Annotated in this window: 18 protein-coding genes; 9 read left to right on the forward strand and 9 right to left on the reverse strand. The window is 61.4% G+C overall.

Annotation, left to right across the window (positions count from 1 at the left end; genetic code table 11):
• On the reverse strand, positions 1-676 hold a 676-nt coding region (locus BW33_RS21595; RefSeq protein ID WP_047601097.1), incomplete at its 3' end, for a TPM domain-containing protein.
• A gap of 13 nt (positions 677-689) precedes the next feature.
• Complete coding sequence (locus BW33_RS21600; RefSeq protein ID WP_007963199.1) at positions 690-1,298, reverse strand: LemA family protein; 609 nt, start codon at positions 1,296-1,298, stop codon at positions 690-692.
• Positions 1,299-1,556: 258 nt separating this feature from the next.
• Between BW33_RS21600 and bglX the strand changes: the two genes are divergently transcribed.
• The gene (gene bglX, locus BW33_RS21605; RefSeq protein WP_047601098.1) at positions 1,557-3,848 is read left to right on the forward strand and encodes a beta-glucosidase BglX; all 2,292 of its coding nucleotides are present in this window, start codon (positions 1,557-1,559) and stop codon (positions 3,846-3,848) included.
• 104 nt (positions 3,849-3,952) lie between these two features.
• Here the strand turns inward: bglX and BW33_RS21610 are convergent, their stop codons facing one another.
• From BW33_RS21610 to BW33_RS21630, 5 genes are all read right to left on the reverse strand, one after another.
• Positions 3,953-5,110 (reverse strand): phospholipase D-like domain-containing protein, encoded by a 1,158-nt coding sequence (locus BW33_RS21610; RefSeq protein WP_047601100.1) that lies wholly within the window; start codon positions 5,108-5,110, stop codon positions 3,953-3,955.
• Position 5,111: 1 nt separating this feature from the next.
• Positions 5,112-5,702: a YceI family protein gene (locus BW33_RS21615; protein WP_047601102.1), complete on the reverse strand. Its 591-nt coding sequence runs from the start codon at positions 5,700-5,702 to the stop codon at positions 5,112-5,114.
• Positions 5,703-5,845: 143 nt separating this feature from the next.
• The gene (locus BW33_RS21620; protein ID WP_047601103.1) at positions 5,846-6,151 is read right to left on the reverse strand and encodes a hypothetical protein; all 306 of its coding nucleotides are present in this window, start codon (positions 6,149-6,151) and stop codon (positions 5,846-5,848) included.
• Positions 6,148-7,227 (reverse strand): serine hydrolase domain-containing protein, encoded by a 1,080-nt coding sequence (locus tag BW33_RS21625; protein WP_047601105.1) that lies wholly within the window; start codon positions 7,225-7,227, stop codon positions 6,148-6,150. Before BW33_RS21625 ends, BW33_RS21620 begins: the two co-directional genes overlap by 4 nt.
• A gap of 137 nt (positions 7,228-7,364) precedes the next feature.
• A complete protein-coding gene (locus BW33_RS21630) occupies positions 7,365-8,246 on the reverse strand; it encodes an acyl-CoA dehydrogenase family protein (RefSeq protein WP_047601106.1) in 882 nt (293 codons plus the stop codon).
• A 153-nt stretch (positions 8,247-8,399) separates the two neighbouring features.
• Here BW33_RS21630 and olsB point away from each other — a divergent pair, with 153 nt between their 5' ends.
• On the forward strand, positions 8,400-9,155 hold the full coding sequence (olsB, locus tag BW33_RS21635; RefSeq protein WP_047601107.1) for an L-ornithine N(alpha)-acyltransferase: 756 nt from the start codon (positions 8,400-8,402) through the stop codon (positions 9,153-9,155).
• Positions 9,155-9,949 (forward strand): lysophospholipid acyltransferase family protein, encoded by a 795-nt coding sequence (locus tag BW33_RS21640; protein WP_047601108.1) that lies wholly within the window; start codon positions 9,155-9,157, stop codon positions 9,947-9,949. Before olsB ends, BW33_RS21640 begins: the two co-directional genes overlap by 1 nt.
• An 81-nt stretch (positions 9,950-10,030) precedes the next feature.
• On the opposite strand, the gene BW33_RS21645 is transcribed toward BW33_RS21640, so the two are convergent.
• A complete protein-coding gene (locus tag BW33_RS21645) occupies positions 10,031-10,603 on the reverse strand; it encodes an acyl carrier protein phosphodiesterase (protein WP_047601110.1) in 573 nt (190 codons plus the stop codon).
• Positions 10,604-10,772: 169 nt separating this feature from the next.
• Here BW33_RS21645 and BW33_RS21650 point away from each other — a divergent pair, with 169 nt between their 5' ends.
• From BW33_RS21650 to BW33_RS21660, 3 genes are read left to right on the forward strand one after another with little or no spacing between them, the layout of a single operon-like run.
• Complete coding sequence (locus tag BW33_RS21650) at positions 10,773-11,093, forward strand: ArsR/SmtB family transcription factor (RefSeq protein ID WP_003222436.1); 321 nt, start codon at positions 10,773-10,775, stop codon at positions 11,091-11,093.
• A gap of 5 nt (positions 11,094-11,098) precedes the next feature.
• On the forward strand, positions 11,099-12,265 hold the full coding sequence (locus BW33_RS21655; RefSeq protein ID WP_047601111.1) for an MFS transporter: 1,167 nt from the start codon (positions 11,099-11,101) through the stop codon (positions 12,263-12,265).
• 30 nt (positions 12,266-12,295) lie between these two features.
• A complete protein-coding gene (locus BW33_RS21660) occupies positions 12,296-13,345 on the forward strand; it encodes an alkene reductase (RefSeq protein ID WP_047601112.1) in 1,050 nt (349 codons plus the stop codon).
• Positions 13,346-13,560: 215 nt separating this feature from the next.
• Here BW33_RS21660 and emhR read toward each other — a convergent pair whose 3' ends face one another.
• A complete protein-coding gene (emhR, locus tag BW33_RS21665) occupies positions 13,561-14,193 on the reverse strand; it encodes an efflux system transcriptional repressor EmhR (protein ID WP_045122322.1) in 633 nt (210 codons plus the stop codon).
• A gap of 267 nt (positions 14,194-14,460) precedes the next feature.
• Here emhR and emhA point away from each other — a divergent pair, with 267 nt between their 5' ends.
• Genes emhA through emhC form a run of 3 tightly spaced genes read left to right on the forward strand, consistent with a single transcriptional unit; the run spans position 14,461 to position 20,225 of the window.
• Positions 14,461-15,615, forward strand: a complete 1,155-nt coding sequence (emhA, locus tag BW33_RS21670) for an efflux RND transporter periplasmic adaptor subunit EmhA (protein WP_047601113.1) — start codon at positions 14,461-14,463, stop codon at positions 15,613-15,615.
• Positions 15,616-15,618: 3 nt separating this feature from the next.
• Positions 15,619-18,768 carry an efflux RND transporter permease subunit EmhB gene (emhB, locus tag BW33_RS21675; protein ID WP_047601115.1) on the forward strand — a complete coding sequence of 1,050 codons (3,150 nt, stop codon included), beginning with the start codon at positions 15,619-15,621 and terminating at the stop codon, positions 18,766-18,768.
• Positions 18,765-20,225 (forward strand): efflux RND transporter outer membrane subunit EmhC, encoded by a 1,461-nt coding sequence (gene emhC, locus BW33_RS21680; protein WP_047601116.1) that lies wholly within the window; start codon positions 18,765-18,767, stop codon positions 20,223-20,225. Before emhB ends, emhC begins: the two co-directional genes overlap by 4 nt.
• The last annotated feature ends 349 nt before the right edge of the window (positions 20,226-20,574 follow it).

The following is a 20,574-nucleotide window of genomic DNA, read 5'->3' on the forward strand; positions in this document are numbered from 1 at the left end:
TGTCTGCCAGATGCTCGGTATCCTTCCCGCCGCCGGAGCCGCCCCGGCCGGCGGGAAGGATACCGAGCATCTGGCAGACAAACACGGTCAGGATGAACAACACCACCAGAAACACGAACAACAGCGGGTGGCGCGAGACAAAATCGCTCTGCGGATCACCGTTCGACTCGTACACCGTCGATGGCTCGTCCAGCGGATTGCCGCCGAGCACCACCAACATCGCCGCCACGCCGTCGCTGATGCCCTTGCTGAAATTGCCGGCCTTGAACGCCGGGGTGATCACTTGATGAATGATCACCGAGGTTTGCGCATCGGTCAGCCGATCCTCCAGACCGTAACCGACTTCGATGCGCAGTTTGCGCTCGTCACGGGCAACGATCAGCAGCGCGCCGTTGTTCTTGTCCTTCTGGCCGATGCCCCAGTGCCGGCCCAGTTGCACGCCGTAATCCTCGATGGTGGTGCCCTGCAGATCAGGCACCGTGACCACCACCAGCTGCTCGCCGGTCGCCTGCTCGTGAGCCTGCAATTGCTGGCTCAACTGGGCGCGCACCGACGGCTCGATCATCTGCGCTTCGTCCACCACCCGCCCGCTCAACGCCGGGAACGTCAACTCGGCCCGGGCGCTGACGGCGAACAGCCAGAGCATCAGCACCAGGCCTATCTTCAACACACGCATGAATAACCTCGGGTCAGAACTTCACTTCCGGGGCCTTTTCCGCACCGGGGGTGGTGGCTTCGAAGGTTTCGCGAATCGGCAGATCGCTGTACATCACGCTGTGCCAGAGACGACCGGGGAACGTGCGGATCTCGGTGTTGTACTTCTGCACCGCCAGAATGAAATCGCGCCGCGCCACGGCAATCCGGTTTTCCGTGCCTTCGAGCTGCGATTGCAGGGCAAGGAAGTTCTGGTTGGCCTTCAGATCCGGGTAGCGCTCGGAGACCACCATCAGACGGCTGAGCGCACCGCTCAACTGATCCTGGGCCTGCTGGAACTGCTTGAGTTTTTCCGGGTTGTCGAGGGTGCTGGCATCGACCTGGATCGATGTCGCCTTGGCCCGGGCCTCGACCACCGCCGTCAATGTCGCTTCTTCATGCTTGGCGTAGCCTCTGACGGTCTCCACCAGGTTGGGGATCAGGTCGGCACGGCGCTGGTACTGGTTCTGTACCTGGCCCCAGGCGGCTTTCGCCTGTTCGTCGAGGGTCGGGATATTGTTGATGCCGCAGGCGGTCAACAAGGTGGCGAGTACCAGCAGCGTGGCGACCTGCAGACGCGAGCGGTAGGTTGGACTGACATTCATCAAAGTGATGCTCCCTGGCATATTTCATAAAAAACCGACCGTGAAACCTTCTGCATCAGCGGTTGGGGCATAATCGGCGGCGCCACTGGATTGCAACGGGCCGATGGGCTAAAAAGAGGCCTTGCGCAAACGCTGCCGACGGTCGGCGGGCGTTTTTGGCTCGGCAATTTTGAGCCTGCACCCGAACAACAATAGTCGCTCCCTAACTTTTGGCTGGCCGGCATTGCATTGCCGCTTGGGCCCTTGAGAAAAATATTCATGAAGAAGCTGTGTTTGCTGGGTCTGTTCGTCAGCCTGGCCAGTCATCAAGTATTGGCCGCCACGACCCCGGCACCCCTGGAAAACAAGGACGCGTTCATCAGCAACCTGATGAAGCAAATGACCCTCGATGAAAAGATCGGCCAGTTGCGCCTGATCAGCATCGGCCCGGAAATGCCTCGCGAACTGATCCGCAAAGAGATCGCCGCCGGCAATATCGGCGGTACGTTCAACTCGATCACCCGCCCGGAAAACCGTCCGATGCAGGACGCGGCGATGCGCAGTCGCCTGAAGATTCCGATGTTTTTTGCGTACGACGTGATCCACGGTCACCGTACGATTTTCCCGATCCCGCTGGCCCTGGCGTCGAGCTGGGACATGGACGCCATCGGCCAGTCCGGGCGCGTTGCCGCCAAGGAAGCCGCGGCCGACAGCCTCGACATCACCTTCGCACCGATGGTCGATATCTCCCGCGATCCGCGCTGGGGCCGCAGCTCCGAAGGCTTCGGTGAAGACACCTACCTGACCTCGCGCATCGCCAAAGTGATGGTCAAGGCCTATCAGGGCGACACGCCGAGCGCGGCCGACAGCATCATGGCCAGCGTCAAGCACTTCGCCCTGTATGGCGCGGTCGAGGGCGGTCGCGATTACAACACCGTCGACATGAGCCCGGTGAAGATGTACCAGGACTATCTGCCACCGTACCGCGCGGCGATCGACGCCGGTGCCGGCGGGGTGATGGTGGCGTTGAACTCGATCAACGGCATTCCGGCCACCGCCAACACCTGGCTGATGAACGATCTGCTGCGCAAGGACTGGGGCTTCAAGGGCCTGGCGGTCAGCGACCACGGCGCGATCTTCGAACTGATCAAGCACGGCGTCGCCCGCGACGGTCGTGAAGCGGCGAAGCTGGCGATCAAGGCCGGCATCGACATGAGCATGAACGACACCCTGTACGGCAAAGAGCTGCCGGGGCTGCTCAAGTCCGGCGAGATCGAACAGAAAGACATCGACAACGCCGTGCGCGAAGTGCTCGCCGCCAAGTACGACATGGGCCTGTTCAAGGATCCGTACCTGCGTATCGGCAAGGCCGAGGATGATCCGGCAGACACCTACGCCGAAAGCCGCCTGCACCGCGCCGAAGCCCGTGAAGTGGCGCGGCGCAGCATGGTGTTGCTGAAGAACCAGAACGAAACCCTGCCGCTGAAGAAAGACGCGAAAGTCATGCTGGTCGGCCCATTGGCCAAGGCCCCCATCGACATGATGGGCAGTTGGGCCGCTGCGGGTAAACCTGCGCAGTCGGTCACCCTGTTCGACGGCATGAGCTCGGTGATCGGCAACAAGGCGAATCTGATCTACGCCCGTGGCGCCAACATCACCAGCGACAAGAAGATCCTCGACTACCTGAACTTCCTCAACTTCGACGCCCCGGAAGTGGTCGATGATCCACGCCCGGCCAATGTGCTGATCGACGAAGCGGTGAAAGCGGCCAGGGACGCCGACGTGATCGTCGCCGCCGTTGGCGAATCCCGTGGCATGTCCCACGAGTCCTCCAGCCGTACCGACCTGAACATCCCGGAAAACCAGCGCGAGCTGATCCGTGCCCTGAAAGCCACCGGCAAACCGCTGGTACTGGTGTTGATGAACGGCCGTCCGCTGACCATTCTCGAAGAGAATCAGTCGGCTGATGCGATTCTGGAAACCTGGTTCAGCGGCACCGAGGGCGGCAACGCGATCGCCGACGTGCTGTTCGGCGACTACAACCCGTCGGGCAAACTGCCGGTGACCTTCCCGCGTTCCGTGGGCCAGATCCCGACCTACTACAACCACCTGAGCATTGGCCGGCCGTTCACGCCGGGCAAACCGGGCAACTACACCTCGCAGTATTTCGATGACACCACCGGTCCCCTGTTCCCGTTCGGTTATGGCCTGAGCTACACCCAGTTCACGCTGAGCGACATGGCGTTGTCGTCGACCACGCTGAACGCCACCGGCAAGCTCGACGCCAGTGTCACCCTGAAAAACACCGGCAAACGTGACGGCGAAACCGTGGTGCAGCTGTACATTCAGGACGTCACCGGATCGATGATCCGCCCGGTGAAGGAACTGAAGAACTTCCAGAAAATCATGCTCAAGGCCGGCGAACAGAAGGTCGTGCACTTCACCATCACCGAGGATGACCTGAAGTTCTACAACGCCCAGCTCAAGTACGCGGCGGAGCCTGGCAAGTTCAATGTGCAGATCGGCCTGGATTCGCAGGACGTGACGCAGCAGAGCTTTGAATTGCTGTAACCGTTAAAAGCAAAAGATCGCAGCCTGCGGCAGCTCCTACATTGGGAGGGTGTACACCCTGTAGGAGCTGCCGCAGGCTGCGATCTTTTGATCTTGCTTTTGCCTTATCCGCGTCGATCGAGAATATTGACCACCAGCCGATCCACCCAGCCCCAGACCCGCTGTTTCACTCGCCGCCACAACGGCCGGCGCTGCCACTCTTCCAGACTGACCTGCTGACTCAGGCCGAAATCCTTCTCGAAACTCTGTACCACCGCTGCCGTCAACGACGGGTCCAGCGCTTCCAGGTTCGCCTCCAGATTGAAACGCAAGTTCCAGTGATCGAAGTTGCACGATCCAATGCTCACCCACTCGTCCACCAGCACCATTTTCAGGTGCAGGAAGCACGGCTGGTATTCGAAGATCTGCACCCCGGCCTTGAGCAGGCGCGGGTAGTAACGATGACCGGCGTAACGCACTGACGGGTGATCGGTGCGCGGCCCAGTCAGCAATAGCCGGACGTCGACACCCCGGGCAGCGGCCTTGCGCAGCGAGCGGCGGATTTTCCAGGTCGGCAGGAAATACGGGGTGGCCATCCAGATGCGTTTCTGCCCACTGTTCAGTGCGCGAAACAGCGACTGCAGAATGTCCCGATGCTGACGGGCATCGGCATAGGCCACACGGCCCATGCCCTCGCCCATGTCCGGAACCTTGGGCAAGCGTGGCAGGCCGACATGTGCGGACGGTTTCCAGGCCCGGCGATGGCGGTTGGCGATCCATTGGCGGTCGAACAGCACTTGCCAGTCGAGCACCAGCGGGCCGCTGATTTCCACCATCACCTCGTGCCATTCGCTGCTGTCCTGCCCCGGCGTCCAGAACTCATCGGTGACACCGGTGCCACCGACCACCGCCAGACGCTGATCGACCAGCAGCAACTTGCGGTGATCGCGATAGAAGTTGCCGACCCAGCGTCGCCAGTTCAGGCGATTGTAGAAACGCAGCTCGACCCCGGCCTTGGTCAGGCGCTGACGCAGGTGCAGGGTAAACGCGAGGCTGCCGTAGTCATCGAACAGACAACGTACCCGCACGCCGCGCTCGGCAGCCTGCACCAGCGCCTGAACCACGGCCTCGGCACAAGCGCCTGCCTCCACCAGATACAGCTCCAGCTCGACCTGCTCCTCGGCGCGGGCAATCTCCACCAGCATGCGCGGGAAGAAATGCGGGCCGTCGATCAACAGTTCGAAACGGTTGCCGTCACGCCATGGAAACACCGCGCCGCGCATGTCAGCGCGCCGTGAAAATCAGCACCGCACCCACCGGCACCGACAGACTGATGGCCGACAGGCCGGCCAGGTTACGCAGGGTTTCCAGGCCCGGCACCAGGTCGAAATCCTCGGCGTTGATCACCAGCGGTTCCAGCGTCACCACTTGAAAACGCCGGTCATCGAGCCGCGTTGCCAGCAACTCAGCCGGATATTCGTGTTGCTTGCCATGCAGGTTGACGGTCAGCGGCAAGCGCAATTCCAGCTGCGCGCCGGGGGCCAGATCGTTGATCGGACGCAGGTCGATCCGGGTGCTGATGGTCGCTTCGGGGAATTGCTCGATCTGGAACAGCTCCTTGCGCATGCGTTCGTCGCGCAGCGGGATACCGCTGTTGATCGACTCCAGCTCGACTTCGACCTCGGCGCGACCGCTGGGATCGACCTTGCCGTGCAACACCAGGAAGCGCTGCACTTCGGAAACGTGGGCGTTTTTCGTGCTGACGAACGACAGCCGTGACGACTCGCCATCCAGATACCAGTTGGCCTGCGCCGGCAGCGCGGCGGCGGCCAGCAGCAGACTGGCGAAGGCTTTATAGAGGGAGCGGTTGAACATTGAATACTCGTGGGGGCGATAAACCTGCACGAACCTTAACCGGCCATAGGTTTATTGCAAACATCAAGATCAAAAGATCGCAGCCTGCGGCAGCTCCTGCAGATTTTGCATTGCCTGTAGGAGCTGCCGCAGGCTGCGATCTTTTAAGGCTGTAAACGACAGCCTTGCCGTTCGCCCAGCCACTGCGCGCGATTGCTGCGGCCCATGCCGCTGACGGTGACGGTTTTGCTGGCGCTGTCATCGGTAAAGCCGCTGGTCGGCAACCACTGTTTTACATAGCCCCGGCAATATTCGGCATCGTTGTTCATTACATAACGACACGAACAATATTCCTTCGCCGTGTAGGCACTGATGATGTCCGGAAATGCCCAGAGGTTTTCCCGTTCGAGCCAGATCCAGCCGAGCAGCACGATCAGCGCCAGCAGCAACACCCGCTTCAACAGCTTCATGGCTGCACCGCCTTGAGCACGCGTTTGAGCAGTTCGTTGTGGCGATAGCTGCCGTCGCGGTCATCGGCGTAACGCACGATCACCAGTTTTTCGCTGGGGATCACATACAGCGCCTGGCCCCAGTGACCGAGGGCGGCGAAGGTGTCGGGCGGCGCGCCGGGCCACGGCGCGGCGGCGCCATCCGCCGGGCGATTGAGCCACCAGTGGCCGCCGGGCACCGCCTCGTCCTGATGGGTCTTGTAGCCGGCAAAAGACTCACGGTTGAAGGCGACCCAAGCCTTGGGCAGCAATTGTCGGTCGCCCCAGCGTCCATCGCGAGCCATCAGCAGACCGACCCGCGCCAGATCCCGCGCCGTGAGATAGGCATAAGAGGACGCGACAAACGTGCCGCCGGCATCGGTTTCCCACGCGGCAGAACGAATGCCCAACGGCTCGAACAACGCAGTCCACGGATAGTCGGGATAACGCTGCGGACCAACCATGCTCTTAAGCGCCGCCGCCAGCAGATTGCTGTCGCCACTGGAGTAACGGAACGTCTGCCCCGGTGGCGCATAAGCGTCGTGATCGGCGGTGAACGCAGGCATGTCGCGGTGCCCACGGGTGTAGAGCATCGCCACCACCGAGGATTTCAGCGGCGCGTATTCGTAGTCTTCCTGCCAGTCCAGCCCCGAAGCCCAGTGCAGCAGATCCGCCACGGTGATCGCCGGATGTTTTTCCAGCGCCGGATAAAACTTCGAAACCGGATCATCCCGTTTGAACAGGCCTTCGCCATACGCCACGCCGAGTACCGTGGCCATCAGGCTTTTGCTGATCGACCAGGTCAGGTGCGGGGTCTCGACACGGGTCGGGCCGGCGTAGCGTTCGTAGATCAACTGGCCGTCGCGGATGATCAGCAGCGCGTCAGTGCGAACGCCTTGGCGGGTGTTGTCGTCGCGGGGTGGGAAGGCGTAGGTCTCTAATGCCTCGACCGCCGCGCCGCTGATTTTTGCGCCAACCGGCCATTGCTCACCGGGCCATTGCTCGGCCTGAACCGTGAAGCTGATCAACAGCAGAAACAGGGACAGGCCTTTGATCATGGAAAAATCTCAACCGACGGGTGCAAAGATCATGGCCCAGAAAAATGACAATCTCCCGATCACTGTAGGAGCTGCCGCAGGCTGCGATCTGTTGATTGTGCTTTTAAAGATCAAAGGATCGCAGCCTGCGGCAGCTCCTACAGGGCAATGTGCAGGGCTTTGGCCAAGCGCTTTGCCCTGGCGCCGGCCGCCAACTGCATCACTCCCTGATCACGCTGCCACATCTGCGCCCACTCCGGATTACCCTCGGCCAACGCCTGATCGATCTCGGGTCTGAACGCATCAAACTGCGCAAACAACCCACCCAACAGCACATGCCCGGCCGGATTGTTCGGCGGCTGGCGGCTCGCCTCAGCGCACCCGGCCAGCAGCGCCAGCAAGCGCAATTGCAGGGTCTGCGACCAGCCACTGTCCTGACCGACGCCATACAGCCAAGCGGTCATCGCGCTCAACACATAGACATCTTCCAGGGTGCGGAACGGCTTCACATAAGCATCCCAGCCATCCCCCGCGAGCAACTCGCACAGCGCGCCGTCCAGATGCAGCCGACCGTGACTGATGTCCGGCATCAGCGGCAGCGCCGGGAGTTTTTCCACGCGCACGCCGGGCTCGCCGGGATAGACCACCGCCAGACTCAGACGCGGCGTTTCGCCGGGTTCTTCACTGCGCGCGGCGATCAACAGCCAGTCCGCCGCATCCCCGGCGGTGACGAAATCCTTGCGCCCGCTCAAGCGCAAATCGCTGAGACGGGTCTGCATGTCCGCCGGGCGCAGGCTGCGCTGCTCGGTCGCACACAACGCGCCAAGACTCGGCGGCGCGCTCGGCCAGAGCATGCGCAACGCCGCCTGATACCCCACCAGAAACGCCAGCCCCGGCGTCGCCATCCGCCGCCCCCCGGCCACCGCCAGTTCGAACGGCGTCACGTTGCCCAATTGATGCAACAAGGTAGCGAAACCTTCCGCCAGATCAGCCGTCGCGGGCAGGCGTTCATGACTTTCGAGCAGGCTGGGCCAGGGCATAAGAGGCTCCTTGAGGGCTGTCATACAAGCATCACCAAACGTTCACGGTGATGACACCGGGGCTACATAGCCTGACTTTGCACAACATGGCTGCATAAAGAAAGTCGATCGGCTGCAACCCACGACGGGTTCAAGGCCCGTACGGAGATTCAAATGACTCAGATCGCCCGCATCAGCGACACCGGCAATGAACGCCGCCTGCAAGCCGAACGCCTGATCGGCGCCGAGGCCTTGCAGCAAGCCCAGGCCTTGCGCTTCAGCGTATTCAGCGGCGAGTTCAACGCCAAGCTGAAAGGCGCGGAACTGGGTCTGGACATGGATGACTATGATGTTCACTGCAGCCACATCGGCGTGCGTGACCTGAACACCGGGCGTCTGGTCGCCACTACCCGCTTGCTCGATCACACGGCTGCCAGCGGTCTGGGCCGTTTTTACAGCGAAGAAGAATTCAGCCTGCACGGCCTCGCCCATCTGCAAGGCCCGATCCTCGAAATCGGCCGTACCTGCGTCGACCCGGCCTACCGCAACGGCGGCACCATCGCCGTGCTCTGGGGGGAACTGGCCGAAGTGTTGAATCAGGGCGGCTACAGCTACCTGATGGGTTGCGCGAGCATTCCAATGCAGGACGGCGGCGTGCAGGCCCACGCAATCATGCAGCGTCTGCGCGAACGTTATCTGTGCACCGAACACTTGCGCGCCGAACCGAAGAAGCCGCTGCCGTCGCTGGACATTCCATCGAACGTGATCGCCGAAATGCCGCCGCTGCTCAAGGCCTACATGCGTCTGGGTGCGAAGATCTGCGGCGAGCCGTGCTGGGACGAAGACTTCCAGGTCGCCGACGTGTTCATCCTGCTCAAGCGCGACGAACTTTGCCCGCGCTACGCCAAGCACTTCAAGGCGGCCGTGTGATGAGCCGGTTGCGCGTGTACGCGCGGATCGCGCGGGTGCTGCTGGTGGTGGCGCTGGGTTTGACCATGGCCAGCGTCTTCGGCGTGTTCGAACGTCTGGGTCTGGCGCACTCGATGCAACGTCGGCAGCGCTGGTCGCGGTTTTTCATGGCGCGTCTGAGCCATGCCTTGCCCTTTCGCGTGACCGTGCACGGCGAGTTGCCGAAGCAGCCGATGCTGTGGGTCAGCAATCATGTGTCATGGACTGACATTCCGCTGCTGGGCATGCTCACGCCGCTGTCGTTTCTGTCCAAGGCCGAAGTGCGCACCTGGCCGGTGGCCGGTTGGCTGGCGGCGAAGGCCGGCAGTCTGTTCATCCGTCGCGGTTCGGGCGACAGCCAGTTGATCCGCAAACAGATGACCCGTCACCTGCAAACGCAACATCCGCTGCTGATGTTCCCGGAAGGCACCACCACCGATGGCCGTTCGCTGCGCACCTTTCATGGTCGCTTGCTGTCGGCGGCCATCGATTCAGAGGTGATGCTGCAACCGGTGGCGATCCGTTATCTGCGCGATGGCGAAATCGACGCGCTGGCGCCGTTCATTGGTGACGATGATTTGCTGTCGCACCTGATGCGTCTGTTCAGCAACGACTGCGGCGATGTCGAAGTGCATCTGCTCAAGCCGATCGCCTGTCAGGGCCGCGAGCGTGCGGCGCTGGCGTTCGAAGCGCAGCAGGCGGTGCAGAAGGCGTTGTTTGGTGAGGTGGCCAAACCGGCCGAGCCACGCCGCGCAGGCGAACTGATCGCTGCCTGAAACACAAAAGATCGCAGCCTTCGGCAGCTCTACACCGATCCCCTGTAGGCGCTGCCGAAGGCTGCGATCTTTTGATCCTGGCTATCCCTGTGAAGCAGCAAAATCCTGAAGCTGGGGGTAGAACAAACGGAAATCCTCACTCAGCGGCTCATACAAGCGCCGCAATTCCTGCATCGCCGCCGCCAATTCCTCAGGCCGGGTCAGACGCCGGGAGATTCCGCGCAGCACCTGCTCCAGCACTTCAAACTCCTGATACGAACCCAGCCAGTCATTGGCAACCATGTGCGGTGCAATTTTCGCCAGGCGCTCGGGCAATTGCCGTTCATTCGACAGCACCCGGTAAACGTCGCGGGTGAAATGCTCCAGCGGCCGATCGGCGTACAGCGTCCAGTCGCGGGCCAGGCAATGGTCGAAAAACACATCGAGGACAATCCCGGCATAACGCCGCCGGGTCTCGGTGAAACGCCCGAGGGCGATGTCCACCAAGGGGTGGCGATCGGTGAACACATCAATCCGCCGATGCAGCTGAATCGCCGCTTCAATCTGCGGCGCAAATTGCCCCTGCAGCCGGCCTTTGACGAAATCGCCATACAGACTGCCGAGTAATTGCTCGGGGTGCTGGCCTCCGAGGTGTAAATGTGCGAGATAGTTCATGGGCGCAGCTTATCACTGCGCGCTTTCATCGTTACAGCACACGTATCGTTATAACCCGATATACCGATTTATGCGGTCGTCAGATCAAATTCATATTGGTATATCGCGAAGTACCGATTTAAAGTTCGCCTCATCGCGATATAGCGCTACACATCACGAGCACAAAGCCATGAACCTCGACCTCGACGAAATAATAAAAGCCCTGGCGCACCCAGTACGGCGAGACATCCTCATCTGGCTGAAAGACCCCAAAGCCCAGTTTCCTGAGCAGATTCACAACCACGAGTACGGCATCTGCGCCGGGCAGATCGATCAACGCTGCGGCCTGTCGCAGTCGACGGTCTCCGCCCACCTGGCGACCCTGCAACGTGCAGGTCTGATCAGCAGCCAGAAAGCCGGCCAGTGGCACTTTTTCAAACGCAACGAGGACGTGATCCAGGCGTTCCTCGACGCCATCGTCAAAGAGCTCAGCGCTCCCACAAGGAATTGATTCAAATGCCCCTCTCGCTACTCATTCTGGCCTTGAGCGCCTTCGCCATCGGCACCACCGAGTTCGTCATCATGGGCCTGCTGCCCGATGTGGCGGCCGACCTCGGTGTGTCGATTCCCGGCGCCGGGTGGCTGGTAACCGGTTACGCCCTGGGCGTGGCCATCGGTGCGCCGTTCATGGCACTGGCCACCGCCAGACTGCCGCGCAAGGCCGCACTGGTAGCGCTGATGGGCATTTTCATCGTCGGTAACCTGCTGTGTGCCATCGCCAGTGACTACAACGTGCTGATGTTTGCCCGTGTCATCACCGCGCTGTGCCACGGTGCGTTCTTCGGTATCGGTTCTGTGGTAGCTGCCGGGCTGGTGGCGCCGAACAAACGGGCGTCGGCCGTGGCGCTGATGTTCACCGGCCTGACCCTGGCCAACGTGCTCGGTGTACCGCTGGGTACCGCGCTGGGCCAGGAAGCCGGCTGGCGTTCGACCTTCTGGGCGGTGACCGTGATTGGTGTGGTGGCGCTGATCGGTCTGATGCGCTTCCTGCCGGCCAAGCGTGACGAGGAAAAACTCGACATGCGCGCCGAACTCGCCGCCCTCAAAGGTGCCGGCATCTGGCTGTCGCTGAGCATGACCGCGCTGTTCGCCGCGTCGATGTTCACCCTCTTCACCTACGTCGCGCCGCTGCTCGGCGATGTCACGGGTGTCTCGCCAAAAGGCGTGACCTGGACCCTGCTGCTGATCGGCCTCGGTCTGACGGTGGGCAACATCATCGGCGGCAAACTGGCGGACAAGCGTCTCGGCGCGACACTGATTGGCGTGTTCGTGGCGATGGCGGTGGTTTCCACCGTGCTGAGCTGGACCAGCGTTGCGCTGATCCCGACGGAGATCACCCTGTTCCTCTGGGCCACCGCATCCTTTGCCGCCGTCCCGGCGCTGCAAGTCAACGTGGTGACCTTCGGCAAAGCCGCACCGAACCTGGTGTCGACCCTGAACATCGGCGCTTTCAACATCGGCAACGCCTTGGGCGCCTGGGTCGGCGGCAGCGTCATCGCCCACGGTTTCGGCCTGACCAGCGTGCCCCTGGCCGCCGCCGCACTGGCCGTGCTCGCGCTGCTGGTGACCCTGATCACTTTCCGTCAGAACGGCGATGCCGGCCTGGCCCCTGCTACCCACTGATTAACCACTTAACTGACGAGGGTTGTACACATGGCAACTATTTTCGATCCGATCAAACTGGGCGACCTTGAGCTGTCCAACCGCATCATCATGGCCCCGCTGACCCGTTGCCGCGCTGATGAGGGCCGCGTACCGAACGCGCTGATGGCCGAGTACTACGTGCAACGCGCCTCCGCCGGCCTGATTCTGTCCGAAGCCACTTCGGTGACGCCGATGGGCGTTGGCTACCCGGACACTCCGGGCATCTGGTCCAACGACCAGGTGCGCGGCTGGACCAACGTGACCAAAGCCGTGCACGCTGCCGGCGGCAAGATCGTCCTGCAACTGTGGCACGTCGGCCGCATCTCGCACCCGTCGTACCTGAACGGTGAAACCCCGGTCGCGCCGAGCGCCATCCAGCCTGAAGGTCACGTCAGCCTGGTTCGCCCACTGGCCGACTACCCGACTCCGCGTGCTCTGGAAACCGCTGAAATCGCCGAGATCGTCGAGGCCTACCGCACCGGTGCCGAAAACGCTAAAGCAGCCGGCTTCGACGGTGTGGAAATCCACGGCGCCAACGGTTACCTGCTCGACCAGTTCCTGCAAAGCAGCACCAACCAGCGCACCGACAACTACGGCGGCTCCCTGGAGAACCGTGCACGTCTGCTGCTGGAAGTGACTGACGCTGCGATCGACGTCTGGGGCGCCGGCCGTGTCGGCGTGCATCTGGCACCTCGCGCCGACTCCCACGACATGGGCGACGACAATCTGGCCGAGACCTTCACTTATGTGGCTCGCGAGCTGGGCAAGCGCGGCATCGCCTTCATCTGCTCCCGCGAGAAAGAAGGCGCCGACAGCCTCGGCCCACAGCTGAAAGAAGCTTTCGGCGGCGCGTACATCGCCAACGAACGCTTCACCAAGGACAGCGCCAATGCCTGGCTGGCAGAAGGCAAGGCTGATGCGGTGGCGTTCGGCGTACCGTTCATTGCCAACCCGGATCTGCCAGCACGTCTGAAGGCCGACGCGCCGCTGAACGATGCTCGTCCTGAGCTGTTCTACGGCAAGGGCCCGGTCGGTTATCTCGATTATCCGACGCTGTAAGCGTTATTCAGTACGAAGCAGCAGAAACGCAAAAGCCCCGACTCGCAAGAGCCGGGGCTTTTTCTTGGGCGCCCGGTAGGGGGCCGCTAACATTCCTTCACAGGGACGACACAAAATCCCTACAAAATCCGTAGCCCGCTACGTTTAAACTCGCGGTTCGGGTGTATCAAAAAGCAGGCCGATTGACATAACCTGTGCCAATTACGCGTTTTGTTTCATTTGCGCAGGCTGGGGCTCAGGCGCAGCATATCCAGCCCCGTATCGACCCAGCGCTCGGCTTCGGCATGCAATTGAAAGCTGTCCGGCGCCAATAGCCATCCATACAGGAGGCCATCGATATACGCATGAATGCTGATGGCCGCCCGGGCAGTGTCGAGATCTTCCGGCAACTGGCCGCGATTGACCGCATTACGCAGGGTCAGACCGATGCGCAGGTTGCAATCGAGACTGGCCGTGCGGCGCTGCTGGCGCAGATCGCACATTTCATCGGTGAATTCGCACTTATGAAACAGAATCTCGTTGATGCGACGGGTCTTCGGATCCAGGGCTACCTGATGGAACAGATGAATCAACAGCTTGCGCATGCACCCCAACGGGTCGAGTTCGTCCTCGCTCTCGCTGGCCTTGGCCAATTCATCCAGCGGTTCATGCAGGCTGTCGAGCATCGCCTGCACCAGATCAGCCTTATTGCTGAAATGCCAATAGATGGCACCGCGCGTGACGCCGGCCAGCGTCGCGATATCCGCCAGGGTCGTGCGGGCCACGCCCCTTTCATAAAACGCTTTCTCGGCCGCTTCGAGAATCTGGCTGCGCGTTTCCTGAGCTTCCTCTTTGGTACGACGGACCATGGCAGTAAAACCTCAAACGGGATGTTTCAGGGATGGCTGAATATCCGCTGAATAAAGAGGGGGCTGATCTCTCACGAATCGGCTCCCCGGCCTACAATTTCAAACCTTGCGACGCATTTTGTAACAGAGTGGGTGCGCCCCCGGGCTATTTACAAACAACCATGAACGTAAGTATATTCCTTAGCAAGCTACTTATCCACTCGACCCGATTTTTTTAACCTTTCACACTTCTTGTGCGCAATGCGCGCGCCTGACCCGAGGATCTTCATGCAATTCAAGCCAGCTGTTACCGCTCTGGTCACTGCCGTCGCCCTGGCATCGCTGCTCAGCGGATGTAAAAAGGAAGAAGCGGCTCCAGCCGCTCCGCCTCCTCAGGTCGGCGTCGTCACCCTGCAACCACAAGCCTTCACCCTCACGTCGGAACTGCCGGGGCGCACCAGTGCGTACCGCATCGCGGAAGTTCGACCACAGGTCAACGGCATCATTCTCAAGCGTCTGTTCAAGGAAGGCGGCGACGTCAAAGCCGGCCAGCAGTTGTATCAGATCGATCCGGCCGTCTATGAAGCGACCCTGAAAAGCGCTGAAGCCAGCCTGCGTTCGACCAAGTCGATCTCCGACCGCTACAAGCAACTGGTCGATGAACAGGCCGTGAGCCGCCAGGAATACGACACCGCCGTCGCCAATCGCATGGAATCGGAAGCGTCGCTGCAGAGTGCGCAGATCAACGTGAAATACACCAAGGTCTACGCGCCGATCTCCGGCCGCATTGGCCGTTCTTCGGTGACCGAAGGCGCGCTGGTCAGCAATGGTCAGGCCGACGCGATGGCGACGATCCAGCAACTGGACCCGATCTACGTCGACGTCACTCAGTCCTCGGTTGAGCTGCTGGAACTGCGCCGCGAGCTGGAAAGCGGTCGCCTGCAGAAGGCCGGCGACAACTCGGCAGCGGTCAAGCTGACCCTCGAGGACGGCAGCCAGTACAAGCTCGACGGCAAGCTGGAATTCTCCGAAGTATCGGTTGATCCGACTACCGGTTCCGTGACCTTGCGCGCCGTGTTCCCGAACCCGGATCACACCCTGCTGCCAGGCATGTTCGTCCGTGCTCAGTTGCAGGCCGGGGTCAACGCCGCGGCCATTCTCGCGCCGCAACAAGGCGTGACCCGTGACCTCAAGGGTACCCCGACCGCACTGGTTGTCGGCCCGGACAACAAGGTTGAACTGCGTCAGCTCAAGGCCAGCCGTACCGTTGGCAGCCAGTGGCTGATCGAGGATGGCCTGAAAGCCGGCGATCGTCTGATCACCGAAGGTCTGCAATACGTTCACCCAGGTGCCCAGGTCAACCCGACCGAAGCGACCAACGTAGCCAAGAACCCGGCCCCCGCTCAAGCAGCTGACAAAGCCGCTGGCGGCAAAGGGGAGTAACTCATGTCGAAATTTTTTATCGACCGTCCGATTTTCGCCTGGGTAATTGCCCTGGTGATCATGTTGGTCGGGGCACTATCGATCCTCAAATTGCCGATCAACCAGTACCCGAGCATTGCACCGCCAGCCATCGCGATCTCCGTGACCTACCCGGGCGCTTCGGCGCAAACCGTGCAGGACACCGTGGTCCAGGTGATCGAGCAGCAACTCAACGGTATCGACAACCTGCGTTATGTGTCCTCGGAAAGTAACTCTGACGGCAGCATGACCATCACCGCGACCTTCGAGCAAGGCACCAACTCCGACACCGCGCAGGTTCAGGTTCAGAACAAGCTGAACCTGGCCACCCCGCTGCTGCCGCAGGAAGTGCAGCAACAGGGTATCCGCGTCACCAAGGCAGTGAAGAACTTCCTGCTGGTGATCGGCGTGGTGTCGCGTGACGGCAGCATGACCAAGGACGACCTGTCCAACTACATCGTGTCGAACATGCAGGACCCGATCTCGCGGACCGCCGGTGTCGGTGACTTCCAGGTCTTCGGTGCCCAGTACGCGATGCGCATCTGGCTCGATCCGGCCAAGCTGAACAAGTACAACCTGACGCCGGCTGATGTCAGCGCCGCGATCTCGGCGCAGAACGTCCAGGTGTCTTCCGGTCAGCTCGGCGGCTTGCCGGCGCTGCCAGGTCAGCAACTGAACGCCACGATCATCGGCAAGACCCGTCTGCAGACTGCCGAGCAGTTCAAGGCGATCCTGCTGAAGGTCAATCAGGACGGCTCCCAGGTTCGTGTCGGCGACGTGGCCGACGTCGGTCTGGGCGGTGAAAACTCGAGTATTTCTGCGCAGTTCAACGGCAGCCCGGCGTCCGGTCTGGCGGTAAAACTGGCCAACGGTGCCAACGCCCTCGACACAGCCAAAGCGCTGCGCAAGACGATTGACGACCTCAAGCCGTTCTTCCCGCAAGGCATGGAAGTGGTGTTCCCGTATGACACCACTCCGGTCGTGACCGAGTCGATCAAGGGTGTGGTTGAAACCCTGGTCGAAGCGATCGCGCTGGTGTTCCTGGTGATGTTCCTGTTCCTGCAGAACTTCCGCGCGACGGTCATCACCACGATGACCGTGCCGGTGGTATTGCTCGGTACGTTCGGCATCCTCGCCGCCGCCGGTTTCAGCATCAACACCCTGACCATGTTCGGTATGGTGCTGGCCATCGGCTTGCTGGTGGACGACGCCATCGTCGTGGTGGAAAACGTCGAGCGGGTGATGGCCGAAGAAGGCCTGTCACCGAAGGAAGCGACCAAGAAGTCCATGGGCCAGATCCAGGGTGCCCTGGTCGGTATCGCCCTGGTGCTGTCGGCGGTACTGCTGCCGATGGCGTTCTTCAGCGGTTCCACCGGTGTGATCTACAAGCAGTTCTCGATCACCATCGTCTCGGCCATGGCCCTGTCGGTAATGGTTGCACTGATCTTCACCCCGGCGCTCTGCGCGACCATGCTCAAGCCGATTGCCAAGGGTGACCACGGCACGCCGAAAAAAGGTTTCTTCGGCTGGTTCAACCGCAATTTCGATCGCGGTGTCAGAAGTTATGAGCGCGGTGTCGGCAACATGCTGTCGCGCAAAGCCCCGTATCTGCTGGCGTACCTGCTGATTGTCGTCGGCATGATCTGGCTGTTCACCCGCATTCCAACCGCGTTCCTGCCGGAAGAAGACCAGGGCGTACTGTTCGCCCAGGTGCAAACCCCGGCCGGCTCCAGTGCCGAACGTACTCAAGTCGTGATCGACGAGATGCGTACCTACCTGCTGGATAAAGAAGCGGGCGCGGTGTCCTCGGTGTTTACCGTGAACGGCTTCAACTTTGCCGGTCGTGGGCAGAGCTCGGGCCTCGCGTTCATCATGCTCAAGCCATGGCACGAGCGTGATTCGGGCAACAGCGTGTTTGCCCTGGCACAGCGTGCGCAGCAACATTTCTTCAGCTTCCGCGATGCGATGGTGTTTGCGTTCGCCCCGCCGGCGGTACTGGAGCTGGGTAACGCCACCGGTTTCGACGTGTTCCTGCAGGACCGCGCCGGCATCGGTCACGAAAAACTGATGGAAGCCCGTAACCAGTTCCTCGGCATGGCCGCGCAGAGCAAGGTGCTCTACCAGGTGCGTCCGAACGGTCTGAACGACGAGCCGCAATACCACCTGGAAATCGACGATGAGAAAGCCCAGGCCCTGGGTCTGAGCCTCTCCGATATCAACAGCACCCTGTCGATCTCCTTCGGTAGTAGCTACGTCAATGACTTCATCGACCGTGGTCGGGTGAAGAAGGTGTACGTGCAAGGTCAGGCCGGGGCGCGCATGAGCCCTGAAGACTTGAAGAAGTGGTACGTGCGCAACAACGCCGGAACCATGGTGCCGTTCTCTGCTTTTGCCAAGGGCGAGTGGATCTACGGTTCGCCGAAACTGGCCCGTTACAACGGCGTCGAAGCGATGGAAGTGCTCGGTTCTCCGGCGCCGGGTTACTCCACCGGTGAAGCGATGGCCGAAGTCGAAGCGATTGCCAAGAAGCTGCCGGCCGGTGTCGGTATTTCCTGGACCGGTCTGTCCTACGAGGAACGTCTGTCGGGTTCGCAGGCGCCGGCGCTGTACGCCCTGTCGCTGCTGATGGTGTTCCTGTGTCTGGCGGCGCTGTATGAAAGCTGGTCGATTCCGATCGCGGTCATGCTCGTGGTACCGCTGGGGATCATCGGTGCGTTGATGGCCACCAGCCTGCGCGGTCTGTCCAACGACGTGTACTTCCAGGTGGGCCTGTTGACGACCATCGGTCTTGCGGCTAAAAACGCCATTCTGATCGTCGAGTTCGCCAAAGAGCTGCATGAACAAGGGCGCAGTCTGCGCGATGCGGCGATCGAAGCGTGCCGCATGCGTCTGCGACCAATCATCATGACCTCGCTGGCGTTCGTCCTCGGTGTAGTACCGTTGGCGATCTCCACCGGTGCCGGTTCGGGTAGCCAGCACGCGATCGGTACTGGCGTGATTGGCGGTATGCTCACGGCCACGATCCTGGCGATCTTCTGGGTCCCACTGTTCTTCGTCACGGTTTCGTCCATAGGCCAGCGTAAAATCGCCGACCCGGACGAGACGACTGAAACTCCTAAAGAGGCTGGCCAATGAGCAAGTCGCTACTCTCCATCGCAGTCGCCGCCTTCGTGCTGAGCGGTTGCTCGCTGATCCCCGATTATCAGCAGCCTGAAGCACCGGTCGCGGGCCAGTACCCGCAGGGCCCGGCGTACTCGCCGGCCCAGGCGCCGGCGCAAGCGGCTGCCGAGCAGGGCTGGAAGCAGTTTTTCCATGACCCGGCCCTGCAACAGCTGATTCAGGTGTCGCTGGAAAACAACCGCGACCTGCGTGTCGCGGCGCTGAACATCGACGCTTATGCGGCTCAATACCGCATCCAGCGTGCCGACCTGTTCCCGGCGGTTTCGGCCAATGCCAGCGGCAGCCGCCAGCGGGTTCCGGCCCGTGCGTCGCAGACCGGTGAAGCAAACATCAGCAGCTCCTACACCGCGACCGTCGGCATCAGCGCCTACGAACTCGACCTGTTCGGTCGAGTGCGCAGCCTGAGCGAACAAGCGCTGCAACAGTACTTCGCCACTGAAGAAGCGCGCCGCAGCACCCAGATCAGTCTGGTGGCCAGTGTGGCCAACGCCTACATGACCTGGCAGGCCGACAAGGAACTGCTCAAGCTGACGCAAGACACCCTCGGTGCCTTTGAAGAAAGCTACAAGCTGACCAGCCGCAGCAACGAAGTCGGTGTGGCCTCGGCGCTGGACCTGGCGCAGTCGCGCACCTCGGTGGAAAACGCCCGGGCGCAACTGGCCAAGTACACCCGTCAGGTGGCTCAGGACGAAAACAGCCTGACGCTGCTGCTCGGCACCGGCATCCCGGCCAATCTGCAAACGGCCAAACCGCTGTCGGATGACCTGCTCAGCGATGTACCGGCCGGTCTGCCTTCGGACCTGCTGCAGCGTCGTCCGGACATCCTGCAAGCCGAGTACAACCTGAAAGCGGCCAATGCCAACATCGGTGCCGCCCGTGCAGCGTTCTTCCCGAGCATCAGCCTGACCGCCAACGCGGGCAGCCTGAGCCCGGACCTGTCCGGTCTGTTCAAGGGTGGTTCGGGTACCTGGCTGTTCCAGCCGCAGATCAACCTGCCGATCTTCAACGCCGGCAGCCTGCGCGCCAGCCTCGACTACGCCAAGATCCAGAAGGACATTGGCGTGGCGAACTACGAGAAGTCGATTCAAACCGCCTTCCAGGAAGTCGCCGACGGCCTGGCCGCCCGCCAGACCTACACCGAGCAGTTGCAAGCGCAGCGTGACTTCGTCGCGGCCAACCAGGATTACTACCGCCTGGCCGAGCGTCGTTACCGCATCGGTGTCGACAGCAACCTGACCTTCCTCGACGCCCAGCGTCAGTTGTTCAGCGCGCAACAGGCACTGATCACCGACCGCCTCGCGCAGCTGACCAGTGCGGTCAACCTGTACAAGGCCCTGGGTGGTGGCTGGAATGCGCAAACCGCGCAGAACGAACCGCTGAAAGAAGAAGCACCGAAGATGAAGCTGTTCTGATCATCCGGTGAACACAAGGAGCCCGCCAGTAGGCGGGCTTTTTGTTGCCTGGAAATCAAAAGATCGCAGCCTTCGGCAGCGCCTACAGGTGAACGCATGCCAAATGTAGGAGCTGCCGAAGGCTGCGATCTTTTGCTGTTCGATAATCGCCCAAAACCTGCTTTCCCCGATTGAATCCCGCCCACCGCGCCCCGCACCATTCGCTCCACAAAACCAATAACAACAGGTTCGACACCATGCTCCCGCGCCCTGTCCCGTCCGGCTGATCGCCGCCGCTTCATCCCTGATTCTGCAAGCTCGTGCCTGCCCCGAAAGTGGCGGCAACGGATCTGTTCGACCTAAAAAAATA

The organism is Pseudomonas sp. RIT288, assembly GCF_000631985.1.
Classification (GTDB): domain Bacteria; phylum Pseudomonadota; class Gammaproteobacteria; order Pseudomonadales; family Pseudomonadaceae; genus Aquipseudomonas.